15 protein-coding genes are annotated in these 17,548 nt (G+C 72.6%); 5 read left to right on the top strand and 10 right to left on the bottom strand.

Features of this window, described 5'->3' with window-relative positions:
* Positions 1-304: 304 nt before the first annotated feature.
* The 4 genes from QIS96_RS04725 to lipB form a co-directional block, all read right to left on the bottom strand.
* Positions 305-1,006 (bottom strand): DUF4191 domain-containing protein, encoded by a 702-nt coding sequence (locus QIS96_RS04725; protein WP_282541066.1) that lies wholly within the window; start codon positions 1,004-1,006, stop codon positions 305-307.
* 30 nt (positions 1,007-1,036) lie between these two features.
* A complete protein-coding gene (locus QIS96_RS04720) occupies positions 1,037-1,240 on the bottom strand; it encodes an SCO2195 family GlnR-regulated protein (protein WP_282541065.1) in 204 nt (67 codons plus the stop codon).
* Positions 1,241-1,487: 247 nt separating this feature from the next.
* The gene (lipA, locus tag QIS96_RS04715; RefSeq protein WP_282541064.1) at positions 1,488-2,453 is read right to left on the bottom strand and encodes a lipoyl synthase; all 966 of its coding nucleotides are present in this window, start codon (positions 2,451-2,453) and stop codon (positions 1,488-1,490) included.
* Between the two features lie 131 nt (positions 2,454-2,584).
* The gene (lipB, locus tag QIS96_RS04710; RefSeq protein WP_282541063.1) at positions 2,585-3,400 is read right to left on the bottom strand and encodes a lipoyl(octanoyl) transferase LipB; all 816 of its coding nucleotides are present in this window, start codon (positions 3,398-3,400) and stop codon (positions 2,585-2,587) included.
* A gap of 241 nt (positions 3,401-3,641) precedes the next feature.
* Between lipB and QIS96_RS04705 the strand changes: the two genes are divergently transcribed.
* Positions 3,642-5,084, top strand: a complete 1,443-nt coding sequence (locus QIS96_RS04705; protein WP_282541062.1) for a regulator — start codon at positions 3,642-3,644, stop codon at positions 5,082-5,084.
* Between the two features lie 235 nt (positions 5,085-5,319).
* On the opposite strand, the gene QIS96_RS04700 is transcribed toward QIS96_RS04705, so the two are convergent.
* Both QIS96_RS04700 and QIS96_RS04695 read right to left on the bottom strand, forming a co-directional pair.
* A complete protein-coding gene (locus tag QIS96_RS04700; RefSeq protein ID WP_282541061.1) occupies positions 5,320-6,705 on the bottom strand; it encodes an NAD(P)/FAD-dependent oxidoreductase in 1,386 nt (461 codons plus the stop codon).
* Positions 6,706-6,932: 227 nt separating this feature from the next.
* Positions 6,933-7,835, bottom strand: coding sequence for a TIGR01777 family oxidoreductase (locus QIS96_RS04695; protein ID WP_282541060.1), 903 nt, complete (start codon positions 7,833-7,835; stop codon positions 6,933-6,935).
* A gap of 245 nt (positions 7,836-8,080) precedes the next feature.
* On the opposite strand from QIS96_RS04695, the gene QIS96_RS04690 reads away from it, so the two are divergent.
* Positions 8,081-8,572 (top strand): GNAT family N-acetyltransferase, encoded by a 492-nt coding sequence (locus QIS96_RS04690; RefSeq protein WP_282541059.1) that lies wholly within the window; start codon positions 8,081-8,083, stop codon positions 8,570-8,572.
* 82 nt (positions 8,573-8,654) lie between these two features.
* On the opposite strand, the gene QIS96_RS04685 is transcribed toward QIS96_RS04690, so the two are convergent.
* Positions 8,655-9,326 (bottom strand): TetR/AcrR family transcriptional regulator, encoded by a 672-nt coding sequence (locus QIS96_RS04685; RefSeq protein ID WP_282541058.1) that lies wholly within the window; start codon positions 9,324-9,326, stop codon positions 8,655-8,657.
* 138 nt (positions 9,327-9,464) lie between these two features.
* On the opposite strand from QIS96_RS04685, the gene QIS96_RS04680 reads away from it, so the two are divergent.
* Together QIS96_RS04680 and QIS96_RS04675 are read left to right on the top strand one after the other, a co-directional pair.
* Positions 9,465-10,259, top strand: a complete 795-nt coding sequence (locus QIS96_RS04680; protein WP_282541057.1) for an SDR family NAD(P)-dependent oxidoreductase — start codon at positions 9,465-9,467, stop codon at positions 10,257-10,259.
* A 293-nt stretch (positions 10,260-10,552) separates the two neighbouring features.
* The gene (locus QIS96_RS04675; RefSeq protein WP_282541056.1) at positions 10,553-11,695 is read left to right on the top strand and encodes a PP2C family protein-serine/threonine phosphatase; all 1,143 of its coding nucleotides are present in this window, start codon (positions 10,553-10,555) and stop codon (positions 11,693-11,695) included.
* Between the two features lie 40 nt (positions 11,696-11,735).
* On the opposite strand, the gene QIS96_RS04670 is transcribed toward QIS96_RS04675, so the two are convergent.
* A complete protein-coding gene (locus QIS96_RS04670) occupies positions 11,736-12,260 on the bottom strand; it encodes a DUF4240 domain-containing protein (RefSeq protein ID WP_282541116.1) in 525 nt (174 codons plus the stop codon).
* Between the two features lie 165 nt (positions 12,261-12,425).
* Between QIS96_RS04670 and QIS96_RS04665 the strand changes: the two genes are divergently transcribed.
* Positions 12,426-13,418, top strand: a complete 993-nt coding sequence (locus tag QIS96_RS04665; RefSeq protein ID WP_282541055.1) for an SDR family oxidoreductase — start codon at positions 12,426-12,428, stop codon at positions 13,416-13,418.
* On the opposite strand, the gene QIS96_RS04660 is transcribed toward QIS96_RS04665, so the two are convergent.
* Positions 13,409-14,380, bottom strand: coding sequence for a helix-turn-helix transcriptional regulator (locus QIS96_RS04660; protein ID WP_282541054.1), 972 nt, complete (start codon positions 14,378-14,380; stop codon positions 13,409-13,411). The genes QIS96_RS04665 and QIS96_RS04660 overlap by 10 nt on opposite strands.
* Positions 14,381-14,685: 305 nt before the next feature.
* The gene (gene aceE, locus QIS96_RS04655) at positions 14,686-17,382 is read right to left on the bottom strand and encodes a pyruvate dehydrogenase (acetyl-transferring), homodimeric type (protein WP_282541053.1); all 2,697 of its coding nucleotides are present in this window, start codon (positions 17,380-17,382) and stop codon (positions 14,686-14,688) included.
* Between the last annotated feature and the right edge of the window lie 166 nt (positions 17,383-17,548).

The raw sequence follows: 17,548 nt of genomic DNA, 5'->3' as shown, positions 1-17,548 counted from the left end.
AGGCACCCCGCCCAGGTTCACGTCCGCCCCGGCTGATCCCCCGTCGGGGCGTTCTGGGGCTGCCCGGTCAAACCCAGCCCGTCTGGGCCTTCTCGGGCCAGCCAAGCCCAGCCCGTCGGTGCTTGCTCGGACCAGCCAAATCCAGCCCGTCCGGCGCTTGAGGACGAGCCCGGAGGGCGATCACGGTGCCCGAGCCGACGGCACGAGAACGACCACGCACGTCGATGGGGCGCCGGGATCTTCCCGGCGCCCCATCGACGTAGCGGACGTACAGACGTAAAAACCAGTAACCCAGCGGCCGGCGTCACCGCATCTTGGGCCCACCCTTGGGCATCCGCATCCCCTTGGGCATCGGACCCTTCGGCAGCGGCATGTTGCTCATCAGGTCGCCCATCGCCTTCAGCCGGTCGTTGGTCTGCGTGACCTGCGGACCGGCCAGCACGCGCGGGAGCTTCAGCATCGTCGTACGAAGCTTCTTCAGCGGGACCTGGCCCTCGCCGTCGCCCACGATGAAGTCGTGCACCGGAACGTCGACGACGATCCGGGACATCTTCTTCTTCTCGGCCGCGAGCAGGCCCTTGAGCCGGTTCGGGTTGCCCTCGCCGATCAGCACGATGCCGGCCTTGCCGACCGCGCGGTGCACCACGTCCTGGCTGCGGTTCATCGCCACCGCCGGGGTCGTGGTCCAGCCACGGCCGACGTTGTCGAGCACCGCGGCCGCAGCACCGGGCTGCCCCTCCATCTGCCCGAACGCCGCCCGCTCGGCCCTGCGGCCGAAGACGATCGCCGTCGCCAGGAAGGCGAGCAGAACGCCGAGGATGCCCAGATAAACCGGGTGCCCGATCAGAAAGCCGATACCGAGAAGGACACCGAAGGTGACAAGTCCCACTGCGGCTAGAACGAGACCGATCTTGGAGTCGGCCCGCCGGGTCATCTTGTAAGTGAGGGCGATCTGCTTGAGCCGCCCTGCGTTCGCAGCGCTCGCTGCGTCGTCCTTCCTCGCCATGACTCGAAGTTTACGTGCCCTTCGAACGGACTACGACGTGCGGGCGGTGCTTGCCGCTTCGAGCACCCGCTGCGCCTCCACCCGGTCCTTGGCGCGGCGCCGGTCCTCGACGACCGAGGACCACGCGTTGCGGCGGGCGGTGCGCTGGCCGCTGCCCATGAGGAGCGATTCGACGGCGCGCAGGGCGTCGGTGACGGAAGGGATGGCGGTGGCGCGTACGGGCACGGCCTGCATGGCGGGTCCCTCTCTGGAAGACCGGGCGGAGCGGGGGGTGAGGGGGGTACGTGGCGTAGTGCCAGCGTCACTGATTGGTGTTACCAGCGCATGACCAGCCGGTCAAACACCCATGAAGCCGTGATGTGCGCGCGACGCGAGCCCCCGGAAAGCCGGACGCGGCCCGTGCGGCGCCCCCTACCTGCAGGGACCGCAACGGGCCGCGCCACCAAGGCCGTTACCGGCCGGTAGTCACTTGTGCGTGACTTCACACGGCCTGCGAGGCCGCGTACTCCCCACGCTTCTCGACGGCCATCTGGAACAGCCGGCCCGCGCGGTACGAGGAGCGGACCAGCGGTCCGGACATCACGCCGGAGTAGCCGATCTCCTCGGCCTCCTCCTTGAGCTCCACGAACTCCTGCGGCTTGACCCAGCGCTCCACGGGGTGGTGGCGCACGGTCGGGCGCAGGTACTGCGTGATCGTGATGAGCTCGCAACCCGCGTCGTGCAGCTCCTGCAGCGCCTCGCTGATCTCCTCACGGGTCTCGCCCATGCCGAGGATCAGGTTCGACTTCGTGACCAGACCGGCCTCGCGGGCCTCGGTGATCACCTTGAGCGAGCGCTCGAAGCGGAAGCCGGGGCGGATCCGCTTGAAGATCCGCGGCACCGTCTCCACGTTGTGCGCGAGCACCTCGGGGCGGGACGAGAAGACCTCGGCCAGCTGGTCGGGCTCGGCGTTGAAGTCGGGGATGAGCAGCTCGACCTTGGTCTGGCCGGCCGCGCGCTCCGCCGTCATCGCGTGGATCTGGCGCACCGTCTCCGCGTACAGCCAGGCGCCGCCGTCCTCCAGGTCGTCGCGGGCGACGCCGGTGATCGTGGCGTAGTTCAGGTCCATCTTGACGACGGACTCACCGACGCGACGGGGCTCGTCGACGTCGAGGGCCTGCGGCTTGCCCGTGTCGATCTGGCAGAAGTCACAGCGCCGCGTGCACTGGTCACCGCCGATGAGGAACGTGGCCTCGCGGTCCTCCCAGCACTCAAAGATGTTCGGACAGCCCGCTTCCTGGCACACGGTGTGCAGGCCCTCGCTCTTGACGAGGTTGTGCAGGTCCTTGTACTCGGGGCCCATCTTCGCCCGGGTCTTGATCCACTCGGGCTTGCGCTCGATGGGGGTCTGGCTGTTGCGGACCTCCAGGCGCAGCATCTTGCGTCCGTCGGGTGCGACTGCGGACACGACCGGCTCCCTACAGCTTCGATTCTTCGGCGTCCACCAGGGTACGCCCGTTGTTCGTACGCTCTTCCTAGCGGCCAACCTGTGGACGGTGGCCCGCATTCCCCACGGGTTCCCCGCGGGGTTCCCTCCGCTCAGGCGGCCGGCTGGGCCTCCGGTTCCCGGACGATCTCGCGGGGCTTCAACTCCGCGTTCTCCAGGACGTCCCGCAGGTGCTTCTCGACGATCGGCAGGACCTCCTCGATCGTGACGTCCCGGCCCAGCTCGTTCGCGAGCGAGGCGACGCCCGCGTCCCGGATGCCGCACGGCACGATCTTGTCGAACTCGGTGTTGTCCGGGTTCACGTTCAGCGCGAAGCCGTGCATCGTGACGCCCTTGGCGACGCGGATGCCGATCGCCGCGAGCTTGCGGTCCTCCCGGCGCTGGCCCGCGTTGGACGGCGCGTACTCCGGGCCGTTCAGCCGCGGGTCGAACTCCTCGTCCTGCAGCCGCGGGTCGAAGTCCAGGGAGAGCCCGCCGAGCTGCTGCTCCGCGGGGTCCTTGGCGTCGCCCAGCACCCACACGCCACTGCGCCCCTCGACCCGGCTGCCCACCACGCCGAGCTCGGCGCAGGCGCGGATCAGCGCCTCCTCCAGACGGCGCACATGCGCGACGACGTCCACGGGCCGCGGCAGCTTCAGGATCGGGTAGCCGACGAGCTGGCCGGGACCGTGCCAGGTGATCTTGCCGCCGCGGTCCACGTCGATGACCGGGGTGCCGTCCAGCGGCCGCTCGTTGTCGGCCGTACGACGCCCCGCGGTGTAGACGGAGGGGTGCTCCAGGAGCAGGCAGGTGTCGGGCGCCTCGTCGGCGAAGCGGGCGGCGTGCACCCGGCGCTGCTCCTCCCAGGCCTCCACGTAGTCGACCTTGTCCCGGCCGAAGCCGAGACGTACGAATCGCAGCTCACTCACGGCAAGCGCCTCCCTGAAAACTTTCACCGTGCACGTTTCGCGCCCTGAGCCACTGTACGACCCGGCGCGTAACCCGTTCGAGTCGCCCGTGGCGACCCAAACCCGTCACCCCCTCCGCCCGATCCTCACACGATCGGATGAATGCGAGGCCAGGGGTGCTGTGCGGGCTCCGGCGGCCGTTACATTCGCGCCGTTCATGAGGGCTGTACCCCGGCCCGGAAGGCAGGAGACCGCAGAGCCGATGACGGATCGACCCCCGCAGCGCACGCCCAACCGCCAACTAGCCGCGCTGATCGCCGAGGCCGGCTTCTCCAACGCGGGGCTTGCCCGCAGGGTCGATCAACTGGGCCTGGAGCACGGTCTCGACCTGCGCTACGACAAGACCTCGGTGACCCGCTGGCTGCGCGGCCAGCAGCCCCGCGGCACCACGCCCGCCCTGATCGCCGAGGTCTTCACCCGCAGACTCGGCCGCCGCCTCTCCGCCCAGGACCTCGGGCTCGACGCCTGCGCCCCGGTCTACGCGGGCCTGGAGTTCGCCGGCTCGCCCGAGGAGGCCGTCGACATCGTCAGCGGCCTGTGGCGCAAGGACTCCGGCAGCCACGCCGAGTTGCAGAAGATCGCCTTCACCCCGGCGGGCCTCGTCGTCCCGAGCCGGGACTGGCTGATCGGCCGGGCCGACGAGCGGGTGGGCCGCGCCGACCCGGCAGGGCCCGCCCGCGTACCGGTGCAGGGTCGGCCCGGCATGCCCCGGCAGCGCAGCCAGACCGAGCGCGGCCCCGGCCAGAAGGTGACCGGCGGCGACATCGCGGCGCTGCGCTCCGTCGGCGAGCTCTTCCGCGCCCTCGACCACGCCTACGGCGGCGGCCACGCCCGCCAGGCCCTCGTGCGGTACCTGGAGCACGAGGCCGAGCCGATGCTGCGCGGCGTGTACGGCGAGCAGATCGGCCGCCGTCTCTTCTCGGCGGCCGCCGACCTGACCCGGCTCGCGGGCTGGACCTCGTACGACATCGCGGCGCACGGACTCGCGCAGCGGTACTTCGTGCAGGCGCTGCGGCTCTCGCAGGCGGCGGGGGACCGGGCGTACGGCAGCTATGTGCTGGTGACGATGAGCCGGCAGGCGGTCTATCTCGGGCACGGGCGGGAGGCGGTGCAGCTCGCCCGGGTCGCGCAGCAGGGTGTGGGCGCGGCGGCGCCGCCGGTGGTGCAGGCGCTGCTGCACGCGGTGGAGGCGCGCGGGCACGGCGTGCTCGGCGAGGTCCGCGCCTGCACCGGTGCGCTCGTACGGGCGGAGCGGGCCCTCGAAGCGGCCCGGCCGGGGGACGAAGTACCGCACTGGGCAAGGTTCTTCGACGAGGCGCAGCTCGCCGACGAGTTCGGGCACTGCCACCGCGATCTGCAGCAGTACCGGTCGGCCGCGCAGCACGCGGAGCGCTCGCTGCATCTGCGCGCGCCCGCGTTCGCCCGCTCGCGCCTCTTCAGCCGGGTCGTCCTGGCCACGGCCCGCCTCGGCCTCGGCGAGCTGGACCAGGCCTGCGCGCTCGGCGCGGAGGCGGCGCAGCAGGCCTCGGAGATGCGTTCGGCCCGCGCGCTCGAGTACGTACGGGACTTCGAGCGCCGCCTCGAGCCGTACCGCGATGCGATGCCGGTACGGGGGTACCGGGACCGGGTGGCGGCGATCGGCTGATCCTTCCCCTCCCCGTCCCTTCCCGAAAGCCTCCGGCGGTGCTCGTTCGGCTGCTGCGCCGTCGTGGCTGGTCGCGCAGTTCCCCGCGCCCCTGTCGGGGCTTGATTCAGCCCCTCCGGCGTTTGAGATGGGGGTCTCCCCTGCTCGAGCGCAGCCGAGAGCTTGGGGGAGGGGGTCCGGGGGCTGGCCCCCGAAGCTCCGCAGGACTTCGGGGAGGGGCGGGGAGGGGAGAAGGTCAGGCCGCCGCGGACGTCGTGCGTGCCCCCGATCGCACCGGCACCCCCAGGTCCCGCAGGATCGCCCGCGCCGCCCGCCGCCCCGAGTGCAGCGCACCCTGGACCGAGCTGGTGTCCCGGTGGTCGCCGCACACGTACAGCCCCGCCAGGATCCGCACCTGGCGCCGCGGATCGTGCGGCACGGGCATCGCGGGGACCGCCTCCGGGTCGTGGTGGACGGCGAGCAGCTCCCAGTCCGCCGTGGACGCGCCGTAGAGCCGGGCGAGTTGGGCCCGGACCTCGCGCTCGGCCGGGGGCGCGCCGAGGACCGCGGACGTGATCAGGGCGCGGCCCGCGGGGGCCCGGGACGGGTCGACCTCGCTCATCACGGCGGTGTGCGCGACCGGCCCCGAGCGGTCCGCGTCGAGGAGCAACGCGGGCTCGGCGAGCGGCGGTTCGGGGGCGCTGTGGTGCAGCACGGTCACCGCGTGGAACGACGGCATCCGCAGTCCGGGCAGCAGCTCGGCGGCCTGCCGCGCCCCGGTCGCCAACAGCACGGAACGGCACGGGAGTTCACCGTGGTCGGCGGTGCGTACGGAGGTGGTGGCGACCTCCACGGCCTTCACCCCGGTGTGCACCGTGCCCGGCGGCAGCGCGGCCGCGAGCAGCGCGGGCAGCGTGTCGGCGCCGCCCGCGGGCACGCAGAGCCGCCCCCGGGCGAAGCCGCGCAGCGCGAGGTCGGCGCACCGGCTGGACGTGTCCAGGTCCGGGTCGCAGAGCAGCGCGGCGAGCAGCGGGCGCAGAAAGCCGTCGACGGTGCGGGCGGGCAGGCCGCGCGTCGACAGGGCCTGGGCGGTGGACAGTTCGGGCCGCGCGAGCAGCCGGTCGACCGGGGTGGCCGCGAGCCGGGTCAGGGCGGCCCCGAGCCGGGCGTGGTCGAGCGGACTGCCCAGGGCCGGGCGGGTGCGCTGCGGGCGCAGTGCGGGGCGCGGCGCCCGTGACGACCGTGGAGCGCCGGCCAGCGCACGCGCGGCAGTGAGTGCGCCCCGTGCGCCCCTCGCGCTCCGGCGGCCGCTGAGCGCGGCGCTCAGCGCGCTCCCGGCCTCCCAGGTGCGGTGGGCGCGGCCGCCGCTGTGGACCAGGACGCCCGGTGCGAACGTACGCAGCGCGAGGGCGTCCAGGGCCGGGGTGCGGCGCAGTTCGGGATCGGCCGTGGAGAGCAGTCGGCCGATCCGGTCGAGCCGGAATCCGTCGATCCGCTCCGTGCTCATCCGGCCGCCGACCGTGGGGGCCGCCTCCAGTACGACGGTGCTCACTCCGGCTTCGGTCAGCTGGAGTGCGGCGGAGAGCCCGGCGATCCCGGCTCCCACGATGACGACGTCCGCCTGTTCCGCGGGCTCATGCACGTGCCCCTCCCCGAGGTTGCGGCTGTTGGGGTCGTGATGCCCCAACTCGACCCGGGAATACCCGAGTTCGCACGAGGTTAGGAGGGGATCCGGTCAGGTGCAGTCGCGCATGCACCGGGCACGGTCGCACGAGGTCGCATTCGGTCGCGCACAGCCCATTTCGGGCGTACGCCGGGGCGCGTGGGGGCGCGGCGACGGCGGTCCGGACCCCTGCCGCCGGTCGTGGCTCAGTGCAGTGCTGCTCGTACGGCGTCGTCGATCGTCGGGAACGCGAAGCGGAAGCCCGACTCCGAGAGCCGTGTGGGCAGCACCCGTTGGCTGCCGAGCACGTCCGCCGCCATCTCGCCGAGGACCAGGCGCAGTGCGGGCTCGGGGGCCGGGAACAGGGTCGGGCGGTGCAGGACGCGGCCCATCGCCGCCGTCACCTCGCGGTTGGTCACCGGGTGCGGGGCCGTCAGGTTGACCGGTCCCGACAGGGACTCCGTGTCCAGGAGGTGGCGCAGCGCGGCCACCTCGTCGTGCCGCGAGATGAAGCTCCAGTACTGCCTGCCGTCGCCGAGCCTGCCGCCGAGCCCGGCCTTGAACAGCGGGAACATCCGGCCCCAGGCGCCGCCCCGGCGCGAGACGACCAAGCCGGAGCGGGCGAACACGGTGCGCACCCCGGCCTCCACCGCCGCGCCCGCCGCCTCCTCCCACTCCACGCACAAGGACGGCAGAAAACCGTCGCCCGCGGGGGCGCTCTCGTCCACCGCGCGGTCGCCGGTGTCGCCGTAGTAGCCGACCGCGCTGCCGCTCAGGAAGACCCGCGGCGGGGTGTCGAGGGAGGCCACGGCCGCGGCGAGCGTGGCGGTGCCGAGCACCCGGCTGTCCCGCAACTCCCGCTTGTACGCGTCCGTCCAGCGGTGGTCGCCGATGCCCGCCCCGGCCAGGTTCACCACCGCGTCGCAGCCGGCGAGGCCCGCCACGTCCACGTACTGGTACTCCGGGACCCACTCGACCTCGTCCGGGAACTCGGCGCGGGACCGGACCAGGCGCACCACCCGGTGTCCGTCCGCCACGAGCGAGCGCGCGAGCGCCGAGCCGATCAGGCCCGACGCACCCGCGATGGCGATGCGCTGTTTCGCGTCCATGGGCCCATCCTGCCCACAGACCACAGCCGTCGCGACTACGACCGCACCACTACCGCCCGGACGCACGCGCGCGTGGTGACGGGTTTCGGCATCAGGGGTGCACGCGCGCGTGGGAGCGGTTTCTTCCACCCGGCCGTGACGCCCGGCCGTGACGCCTGGTCACGACACCCGGCGCGGCGGCCGGACACGGTGCCCGGCTGCGCTGTTCGGCCGCGCTGTCAGTGGGCGGTTCTACGCTGGCTCGCATGCCGTTCGACGACCCCCGCATCCGCCCCGCCCTGCCGTCCGACGAGAAGGCGCTCGCCGCGCTCGACCGGGCGACCTGGTCGCGGCTGCACGCCGTGACGCCGAGGCCCGCGCCCGACGTGTCGTTCTTCGACGAGCGGCATCTGCCGGAGGACTTCCTCGTGGCGGCGGCCGGCGAGGAGATATCCGGCTATGTGCGCCTGGCGCGGCCCACGCCGCTCGCCGTCAACGCGCATGTGCGGCAGATACAGGGCCTGGCCGTCGCCCACCGCGCTCGCGGCCTGGGCCTCGGCCGCGCCCTGGTCAGAGCGGCCTGCGCCCGCGCCTGCGAGCAGGGCGCGCGCCGCATCACGCTCCGCGTCCTCGGTCACAACACCCCGGCCCGCTCGCTCTACGAGGCCGAGGGCTTCGTCGTCGAGGGCGTGCTGCCGGGGGAGTTCCTGATCGACGGGGAGTACGTGGACGACGTACTCATGGGGCGGGCGCTCTGAACGGGCTCAACTAGGGCTCAGTGACCGGCTGTTGGGCGCACCCCTGATCACGCGCCGCCCTGATCACGCCCCCCGACCGCACTCACTCGGGCATGAGTGCCCGCAAGCACTGCCCCGCCAGGTCGGCGGGGGAGCCGGGGCCGCGTACGTCCGCATCGGGGGCCGAGGCGTCTGGCGTCCGCTCCGGGTCGGCCCAGGTCTCCAGGGCTATCCGTATCGCCGCCGTCGCCGTGGCGGCCGCGAGGCGCACCCGCAGCGGGTCCGTGTCCGGGCCCATGAGGGCGGCGAGCACCGGCCTGAGCTGCTCCTCGGACTCCTGGTTGACGCGGTACCAGACCGCGCGCAGCGCCGGGTCCTCGGCGGCGGCGCGGAGCAGCCCACGGGCCTGGCGCAGCCCGTCGGCCGCGGCCTCGTCCGCGGGCGTGAGCGCGTCGGCGACGGCGGAGTGCAGCGCGGCCGGAAGCGGAGTGCCGGGGTCCGTCGCGGCGAGGCGGGCCCGCCACTGCTCCCCGCCGACCGCGAGCAGCGGGCCCACGGCGTCCTGCTTGTTGCGGAAGTACCGGTAGAAGGTGCGCAGCCCGACGCCCGCGCGGGCCGCGATCGCCTCGGTCGTCGTGGCGTCCGGGCCGAGTTCGGTGAAGAGCTCGGCGGCGGCGTGTGCGATCTCCAGCTGCGTGGCGGCCTTGCGGCGCTCGGTCAGCGAGGCGGCGGAAGGGGAGGTCCGGGCGGCGGGGGGCTGCGGCTTGGTGCTCACGCCGGAAGCGTACGCCCCGACGGCCCTTCCGACGCCACTACGGCGTACATCGCCATAGTGGCAAAGCGTGCCATCCGGGCGTACTCTGCAGGAGAAGTCAGTGAGAACCACCGACAGCAGCAGAGCTGGGAGCAGGTCATGCAGAACCTCGATCGCTACACGGGCCGCCGCGTCCTCGTCACCGGCGCGGGCTCCGGAATCGGCCAGGCCACCGTCTTGCGCATGCTCGCCGAGGGCGGCCGCGTGGTGGCGGCCGACATCAGCGAGGACGGCCTGAAGGACACCGTCGCCAAGGCCGGCGCGGACGCCGAGCGACTCACCACCCTGGCGATGAACATCGCCGACGAGGCCTCGGTCCGGGCCGGCGTCGCCTCCGCCGTCGAGACCCTCGGCGGCCTCGACGCCCTGGTCAACGCGGCCGGCATCCTGCGTTCCTCGCACACCCACGAGACGACCCTGGACGCCTTCAACCAGGTCATCGCCATCAACCTGACCGGCACCTTCCTGGTGATCCGCGAGGCGATCCCGGCGCTGCTGCAGGGCGAGGGCGCCGCGGTGGTCAACTTCAGCTCCACCTCCGCGATGTTCGCCCACCCGTACATGGCGGCCTACGCGGCCAGCAAGGGCGGCATCCAGTCCATGACGCACGCCCTCGCGAGCGAGTACGGGAAGCAGGGCATCCGCTTCACCGCCGTGCAGCCCGGCTCCATCTCCTCCGGCATGACCGACGGCTCGGGCGCCAGCCGCCAGAGCATGGGCCCCGGCCTGCCCGAGGACGCCGACATGAGCCTCTTCGTGAAGCTCGCCCCGGCGCTCGGCGAGGGCTTCGCGGGACCGGAGACGGTCGCCTCCGTCGTCGCGATGCTCGCCTCGGACGACGGTCGCTTCATCACCGGTACCGAGATCCGCATCGACGGCGGCACGCACTTCTGATCCGTACGCGACGCCTGATCCCGTACGCGACGGCGCGCGGCGCACCCCGCCCGGCCCGGTCACCCTGACCGACCGGCCCGGAGTGCGCCCGCGCGGGCCGCGTCGCAGGGTTGCCGTATGAGCCCCCTGCGACGCCCCGCCCGACACCGGTGGAGCGGATCGGGCACGCCGCCCGGAACCTCCGGCGCCCCCGCAACCCACAGCAGCCCCAACACCGACAGCAGCCGCAGAACCCACAGCAGCCACAGCACCCCGGAAACCTCCGCAGCCCCCTGCGCCCCCGGAACGGGAGCGTGACCGGCCAGGCCGACCGCCGCCGGCACGCCGAGTCGCGCGGCGGCGGGCAGGGTGCCTGGCTGCGCCGCGGCGCGAGCCCGCCGAGCTGGGCCCGCGTACTGCCGCCCCTCCTGCTCGCCGTACTCGGCGCGGTGCAGGCCCTCACCCCGCCCGAGATCGAGCTGGGCCTCCTGCTCGCCGCCACCCCGCCGCTCGCCGCGCTCACCTACGGGCCGATCGCCACCGGCTTCATGGGCCTCGCGGCCGTGGTGCTCGTGACCCTGCCCGGCACCGGCCCCGCCCAGCCGGGCAACAGCGACATCCTCATGGTCGCGTTCGTCGCGGTGCTCAGTGTCGGTATCTCCTGGGTGCGCAGCCGCCGCGACGCCCAGCTGGTCAGCGTGCGCTCGGTCGCCGAGGCCGCCCAGCTCGCCGTCCTGCCGCCGCTCACCGAACACGTCGGCCGGGTGCGCTGCGCCGGCCTCTACCGGGCCGCCGAGCGCGGCACCCTCGTCGGCGGCGACCTCTACGACGTACGCGAAGGGCCTTGGGGCGTACGGGCGTTGGTCGGGGACGTGCAGGGGCACGGGCTCGCCGCCGTCGGCACCGTCGCCGCGCTCCTCGGGGCGTTCCGGGAGGCCGTGCTCGACGAGCCGCACCTCGAAGGCCTCGCCGCCAAGCTGGACCGGCGCCTGGTCACCGACAACGCCCGCACCGACCACGCCGAGCTCTTCGCCACCGCGCTGCTCGTCGAGTTCGCGCCCGGCGCCAGGACCGTACGCGTCCTGACCTGCGGTCACCCGCCGCCGCTGCTGCTGCGGGCCGGCGTGGCCGAGGAGCTGGCGCCGGAGCCCGGCACCCCGCTCGGCCTCGGCCTGTCCGGATACGCGCCGCCGCGACCGCTCCACCTCGACCTGGCACCGGGCGACCGGCTGCTCGCGCACACCGACGGCGTCTCCGAGGCGCGGGACGCGCAGGGCGCCCTCTACGTTCCGGTGCACCGGTTTGCCGCGCTGCCGATCGAGGTGCGCGAGGGCGATCCCGCGGTGCTCGTGGGCGCGCTGTGGCGGGATCTGCGCGGTTTCGCCGGAGAGGTCCAGGACGACGTGGCCCTGCTTCTGCTGGCCCCGATGGAGACCGACCCCGAGTCCGGTACGTGAACCGCCGCGCTCAGCCCTCCGACGGTCAGCCCGCCGACGCTCAGCCCTCCGGGCCGAACCTGTCCCACAGCTTCGGGTAGTAGCGCGCGAGGGCCGCGTCGTCCTCGAAGTCGATGGGCGTGCCCTGCGGCTCGGCAGAGGCGGGCGGAATGCCCAGGTCGGCGGCGACCACGCCGGTCAGCTGCTCGTACGCCTCGTCGGCCGCGTACCCCAACTCCTCGGCGTCGCCGTCGATCTCGTCGTCGAAGTCGTCCAGGAGGTCGGCGAGCGCGTCCGGGTCGTGCAGCGCGCCCTCGAAGACCTCCCGGCCCTGGCCGATCAGCCAGCAGCGGAAGAAGTCGAAGGCGTCGTCGCTGGCCCCGTCGAGCAGCACGGCGGCCGCGCCCCACAGGTCCCAGCGGTAGGCGCGGTTGTAGCGGGCCTCGAAGTGCCGGGCGAAGTCGAGGACGGAGTCCGGGTCGAGCTTCACCAGGCGTTCCACGAGCAGGTCGGCGTGGTCCTCGGGGTCGCCGTCGGCGGCCGTGCGAGTGCTGTCGATGAGCTCCCAGAACTCCGTCTCGTCCATCACGGGACCAGCATCGTCCTTGGAAGGGGCCGACGCACCCGGAGTGCAGGTCTTGTTACTCGTACGACGAATGCGGCGACTTACTCGTAAGACGAATGCGGCGACGCGCGGATCGCGTACGGCTACCCGACAGGAGATGTCCGGATTCGCTGCCAGGCTCGACGTATGAGTGACAACAGGACAGCAGCCGCAGCCACTTCCGACACCGCGACCGAACAGCAGGACCACGGCCCGCTGCACGGAAAGGTCGCCCTCGTCGCCGGCGCGACCCGGGGCGCAGGGCGGGCCATGGCCGTGGAGCTCGGCCGGGCCGGGGCCACCGTGTACGCGACGGGCCGCACCACCCGGGAGCACATCAGCGAGGTCGGCCGCAGCGACGAGACCATCGAGGGCACCGCCGAACTCGTCACCGCGGCGGGCGCGGACGCGGGCTCCGGCGGCCGGGGCGTCGCCGTGCCGACCGACCACCTCGACCCCGCGCAGGTCCGCGCCCTGGTCGACCGGATCGACCGCGAACAGGGCCGGCTCGACATCCTCGTCAACGACATCTGGGGCGGCGACGGCTTCGTCCAGTGGGGCCGCAAGATGTGGGAGCACGACCTCGACAAGGGCCTGCGCGCGCTGCGCCTCGGCGTCGAGTCGCACATCGTCACCAGCAGCTGCGCGCTCCCGCTCCTTATCCGCAACCCCGGCGGCCTCGTCGTGGAGGTCACCGACGGCACCGAGGAGTACAACCGCCGCTACCGCGAACCCTTCTACTACGACCTCGCCAAGGCGGCCCCGCTGCGGATGGCCCGCGGCCTCGCCGAGGAGCTCAAGGAGTACGGCTGCACGGCGGTCGCCCTGACCCCCGGCTGGCTGCGCTCCGAGGCGATGCTCGACACACACTTCAAGGTCACCGAGGAGAACTGGCTCGACGGCTGCGAGCAGAACCCGCACTTCGCGATCTCCGAGACCCCGACCTACATCGGCCGCACCCTGGCCGCGCTCGCCGCCGACCCGGACCTGGCCCGGTTCAACGGCGCATCCCTGTCCAGCGGCGGCCTCGCGCAGGTCTACGGCGTGACCGACGTGGACGGCTCGGCGCCGGACGCCTGGCGGTACCTGACGGAGGTCGACCAGACCGCGCCCGAGGCGGACGTCACCGGTTACCGGTAGAGGTCGCGCAGCCCGGCGGCGGTCTGCTCGAACCGGCCGCGCAGCGCGGCCGGTTCGAGCACCTCGCACTCCGCGCCGAGCACGATCAGCTGGCTGTACGCGACATCGTCGTTCTCCACCGGCAGCACGATCCGCACCCAGCCCCGCTCGTCGGCGGGGCCCGCCGCGGCGAGCGCCTCGCGGGCCGCGGCCGGATCGGTGACGTACGGCAGGCTGCGCGCGCCCGCGGGGGAGAGGCGCAGGACGGCCGCGGAGCGGAGGATCGAGCGCGCGAACTGCGCCGCCCGCTCCTCCCAGAACCGCGGCAGCTCGAACTCCTCGTCCCGTACGAAGCGGTCATCGCCGGGCGTGACGGAGGTGAAGCGGTCGATCCGGTACACCCGGTGGGCCCCGTGCTCCGGCACCCGGGCGCACAGGTACCAGGCGCCCGCCTTCAGGATCAGCCCGTACGGCTCCAACTCCCGCTCCACCTCGGTGTCCTGGCGGCGGTAGCGGGCGGTGACCCGGCGGTCGTCCCAGACCGCGTCCGCCACGACCGGCAGCAGCTCGGGCGGGTCCGCCTCCCGGAACCAGGCCGGGGCGTCCAGGTGGAACCGCTGCGCGGCGCTGCGCGAGGCGTCCCGCAGGCTGGGCAGGAGGGCGGCCGAGACCTTCAGGCGGGCGGCGGAGGCGGCGTCCTCCAGGCCCATCTCGCGCAGGGCGCCCGGCACGCCGGACAGGAACAGGGCCTCGGCCTCGCTGCGGGCGAGCCCCGTGAGGCGGGTGCGGTAGCCGCCGATCAGCCGGTATCCGCCGAGGCGGCCGCGGTCGGCGTACACGGGGACGCCGGCCTCGGAGAGGGCCTGGGCGTCGCGGGTCACGGTGCGCTCGGAGACTTCCAGTTCCTGGGCGAGTTCGGCGGCGGTCATGGAGGGCCGGTTCTGCAGCAGAAGCACCATCTTGATGAGGCGTGCGGCTCGCATGCGGGGCATTCTCCCCCTTGAGCCCCCACCCCTCCAGCCGCCTGCGGCGAGCTGTTCCCCTCCCTTCCCCGCCCCTTCCCGAAAGACTGCCGTCGGCTGCTTTTCGGCTGCCGCGCCGTCGTGGCTGGTCGCGCAGTTCCCCGCGCCCCTAAAAGACCAGCCCCTGTCGGGGCTAAATCCAGCCCCTCCGGCGTTTGAGGAGCGGGGTCTGGGGCGGAGCCCCAGTTACGGGAAGGGGCGGGGAGGGGAAAGAAAGCGGCCCCCGCCACGACGAAACGTGACGGGGGCCGACTCACAAGCTGCGCTTACAGCCCGTACTTCTCCCGAGCCTCCTTGACCGCGGCAGCGGACACCTCACCGCGCCGCGCCAGCTGCGCAAGAGCGGCAACGACGATCGACTCGGCGTCGACCCCGAAGTGGCGGCGGGCCGCGTCACGGGTGTCGGACAGACCGAAGCCGTCCGCACCGAGCGACGTGTAGTCCTGCTCGACCCACTGCGCGATCTGGTCCGGCACCTGCCGCATGTAGTCGCTGACGGCGAGCACCGGCGAGGTGACACCCTCCAGCGCCTGCCGCACGTACGGCGTGCGCTCCTCGCCGCGCAGCAGCGCCGCGTCGGCCTCGAGCGCGTCACGGCGCAGCTCGGTCCAGGAGGTCGCGGACCACACGTCGGCGCCCACACCCCACTCCTCGGACAGCAGCTGCTGGGCCTTGAGCGCCCAGTGGATCGCCGTACCGGAGGAGATCAGCTGGGTGCGCGGGGCGTCGGCGGAGACCGACAGACCCGCGGACTCGGCGGTGTTGAACCGGTACAGGCCCTTCACGATGCCCTCGTCGACGCCCTCGGGCTTCGCCGGCTGCGGCATCGGCTCGTTGTAGACCGTGAGGTAGTAGAAGACGTCCGAGTCCTCGCCCGGCGCGGCCTCTCCGTACATCCGGCGCAGGCCGTCCTTGACGATCGCCGCGACCTCGTACGCGAACGCCGGGTCGTACGTGAGCGCCGCCGGGTTGGTGGCCGCGATGACGGGGGAGTGGCCGTCCGCGTGCTGCAGACCCTCACCCGTCAGCGTCGTACGACCGGCCGTGGCGCCGATCAGGAAGCCCTTGCCGAGCTGGTCGCCGAGCTGCCACATCTGGTCGGCCGTGCGCTGCCAGCCGAACATCGAATAGAAGATGTAGAAGGGGATCATCGTCTCGCCGTGCGTGGCGTACGCCGACGCGGCAGCGATGAAGTCGGCCATCGAGCCGGCCTCGGTGATGCCCTCGTTGAGGATCTGACCGTTCGTGGCCTCGCGGTAGTACATCAGCTGGTCGCGGTCGACCGGCTCGTACGTCTGGCCCTTCGGCGAGTAGATGCCGAGCGACGGGAACAGCGACTCCATGCCGAAGGTGCGGGCCTCGTCGGGGACGATCGGCACCCAGCGCTTGCCGGAGGTCTTGTCCCGCATCAGGTCCTTGGCGAGACGCACGAACGCCATCGTCGTCGCCATCGACTGCGAGCCGGAGCCCTTGTCGAACGCGGCGAAGGTCTTCGCGGACGCCTCGGGCAGCGCGGGCAGCGGCTGCGTACGGCGGGCCGGGGCCGGGCCGCCGAGGGCCGCGCGGCGCTCCTGCAGGTAGCGGACCTCGGGGGAGTCGGCGCCCGGGTGGCCGTAGGGGACCTGGCCGTCGACGAAGTCGCTGTCCTTGATGGGCAGTTCAAGAAGATCACGCATGTTCTTGAACTCGTCCGTCGTGAGCTTCTTCATCTGGTGGTTCGCGTTCTTCGACGCGAAGCCCTCACCCAGGGTGAAGCCCTTGACGGTCTGCGCCAGGATCACGGTCGGCGCGCCCTTGTGCGCGAGGGCGGCCTTGTACGCGGCGTACACCTTGCGCGGCTCGTGGCCACCGCGCGACAGCTGGAAGCACTCGATGATCTTGTCGTCGCTGAGCGACTTGCCGAGCTGGACCAGCGCCGGGTCGCCCGCGAAGAAGTGGTCGCGGATGTAGGCGGCGTCACGCGTCTGGTACGTCTGGATCTGCGCGTCCGGAACCTCACGGATGCGGCGGACCAGGGCGCCGTTGGTGTCGAGCTGGAAGAGCTCGTCCCAGGCGTTGCCCCACAGCGACTTCACGACGTTCCAGCCGGCGCCGCGGAACTGGGCCTCCAGCTCCTGCACGATCTTGAAGTTGGCGCGGACCGGGCCGTCGAGGCGCTGCAGGTTGCAGTTGATGACGAAGGTCAGGTTGTCCAGACCCTCGCGGCTCGCGAGTGCGAGGGCCGCCGTCGACTCGGGCTCGTCCATCTCGCCGTCACCGAGGAACGCCCACACGTGGGAGTTGGAGACGTCCTTGATGCCGCGGTTCGTCAGGTAGCGGTTGAACCGCGCCTGGTAGATCGCGGAGAGCGGGCCGAGGCCCATGGAGACGGTGGGGAACTCCCACAGCCAGGGGAGGCGGCGCGGGTGCGGGTACGACGGCAGACCGTTGCCGCCGGACTCCTGCCGGAAGTTGTCGAGCTGCTGCTCAGAGATGCGGCCGTCCAGGAAGGCGCGGGCGTAGATGCCGGGCGAGGCGTGGCCCTGGATGTAGAGCTGGTCGCCGGAGCCGTCCTGCTCCTTGCCGCGGAAGAAGTGGTTGAAGCCCGTCTCGTAGAGCCAGGCCGCGGAGGCGAAGGTGGCGATGTGGCCGCCGACGCCGTGCTTGGAGCCGCGGGTCACCATGGCGGCCGCGTTCCAGCGGTTCCACGCGGTGATCTTCCGCTCCATCTCCTCGTCGCCGTCGATGGCCGGCTCGGCGGAGGTGGGGATGGTGTTGACGTAATCCGTCTCCAGGAGCCGCGGCAGGGCGAGGCCCGCGTCCTCGGCGTGCTGGAGGGTACGACGGAGCAGGTACTCGGCGCGATGCGTACCGGCGTGCTCGCTCACGGCGTCCACGGAGGCCGCCCACTCGGCGGTCTCCTCGGGGTCGCGGTCCGGCAGCTGGTCCAGCTGGCTCGGAAGCTTGCCTACGGGGTCGGTCATGATCGACGCCTTCCGGACAGGTTCTTCCGCATCACCGCGGAAGAGGGGGTGGAGATGGCCCTATCTGGCAGGACAGGGCGGCGGGCTGGGTGCAGCCCGCGGTCGACTGTAAGCCGCTGATCGATGATCGATCAAAGGTTGGAGGGGAGATTTTTCTCTACGCGGA

The organism is Streptomyces cavernicola (genome assembly GCF_029968035.1).
GTDB lineage: Bacteria > Actinomycetota > Actinomycetes > Streptomycetales > Streptomycetaceae > Streptomyces > Streptomyces cavernicola.
The sequence above is the reverse complement of the archived record's forward strand: the minus strand, read 5'-3'. Positions and strand labels throughout refer to the sequence as shown.

Excerpts from the sequence above, each read along its gene's own strand:
- QIS96_RS04725 (WP_282541066.1), bottom strand. The coding sequence starts at position 1,006 with ATGGCGAGGAAGGACGACGCAGCGAGCGCTGCGAACGCAGGGCGGCTC.
- QIS96_RS04720 (WP_282541065.1), bottom strand. The coding sequence starts at position 1,240 with ATGCAGGCCGTGCCCGTACGCGCCACCGCCATCCCTTCCGTCACCGAC.
- QIS96_RS04705 (WP_282541062.1), top strand. The coding sequence starts at position 3,642 with ATGACGGATCGACCCCCGCAGCGCACGCCCAACCGCCAACTAGCCGCG.
- QIS96_RS04695 (WP_282541060.1), bottom strand. The coding sequence starts at position 7,835 with ATGGACGCGAAACAGCGCATCGCCATCGCGGGTGCGTCGGGCCTGATC.
- QIS96_RS04690 (WP_282541059.1), top strand. The coding sequence starts at position 8,081 with ATGCCGTTCGACGACCCCCGCATCCGCCCCGCCCTGCCGTCCGACGAG.
- QIS96_RS04680 (WP_282541057.1), top strand. The coding sequence starts at position 9,465 with ATGCAGAACCTCGATCGCTACACGGGCCGCCGCGTCCTCGTCACCGGC.
- QIS96_RS04670 (WP_282541116.1), bottom strand. The coding sequence starts at position 12,260 with ATGGACGAGACGGAGTTCTGGGAGCTCATCGACAGCACTCGCACGGCC.
- QIS96_RS04665 (WP_282541055.1), top strand. The coding sequence starts at position 12,426 with ATGAGTGACAACAGGACAGCAGCCGCAGCCACTTCCGACACCGCGACC.
- QIS96_RS04660 (WP_282541054.1), bottom strand. The coding sequence starts at position 14,380 with ATGCGAGCCGCACGCCTCATCAAGATGGTGCTTCTGCTGCAGAACCGG.
- aceE (WP_282541053.1), bottom strand. The coding sequence starts at position 17,382 with ATGACCGACCCCGTAGGCAAGCTTCCGAGCCAGCTGGACCAGCTGCCG.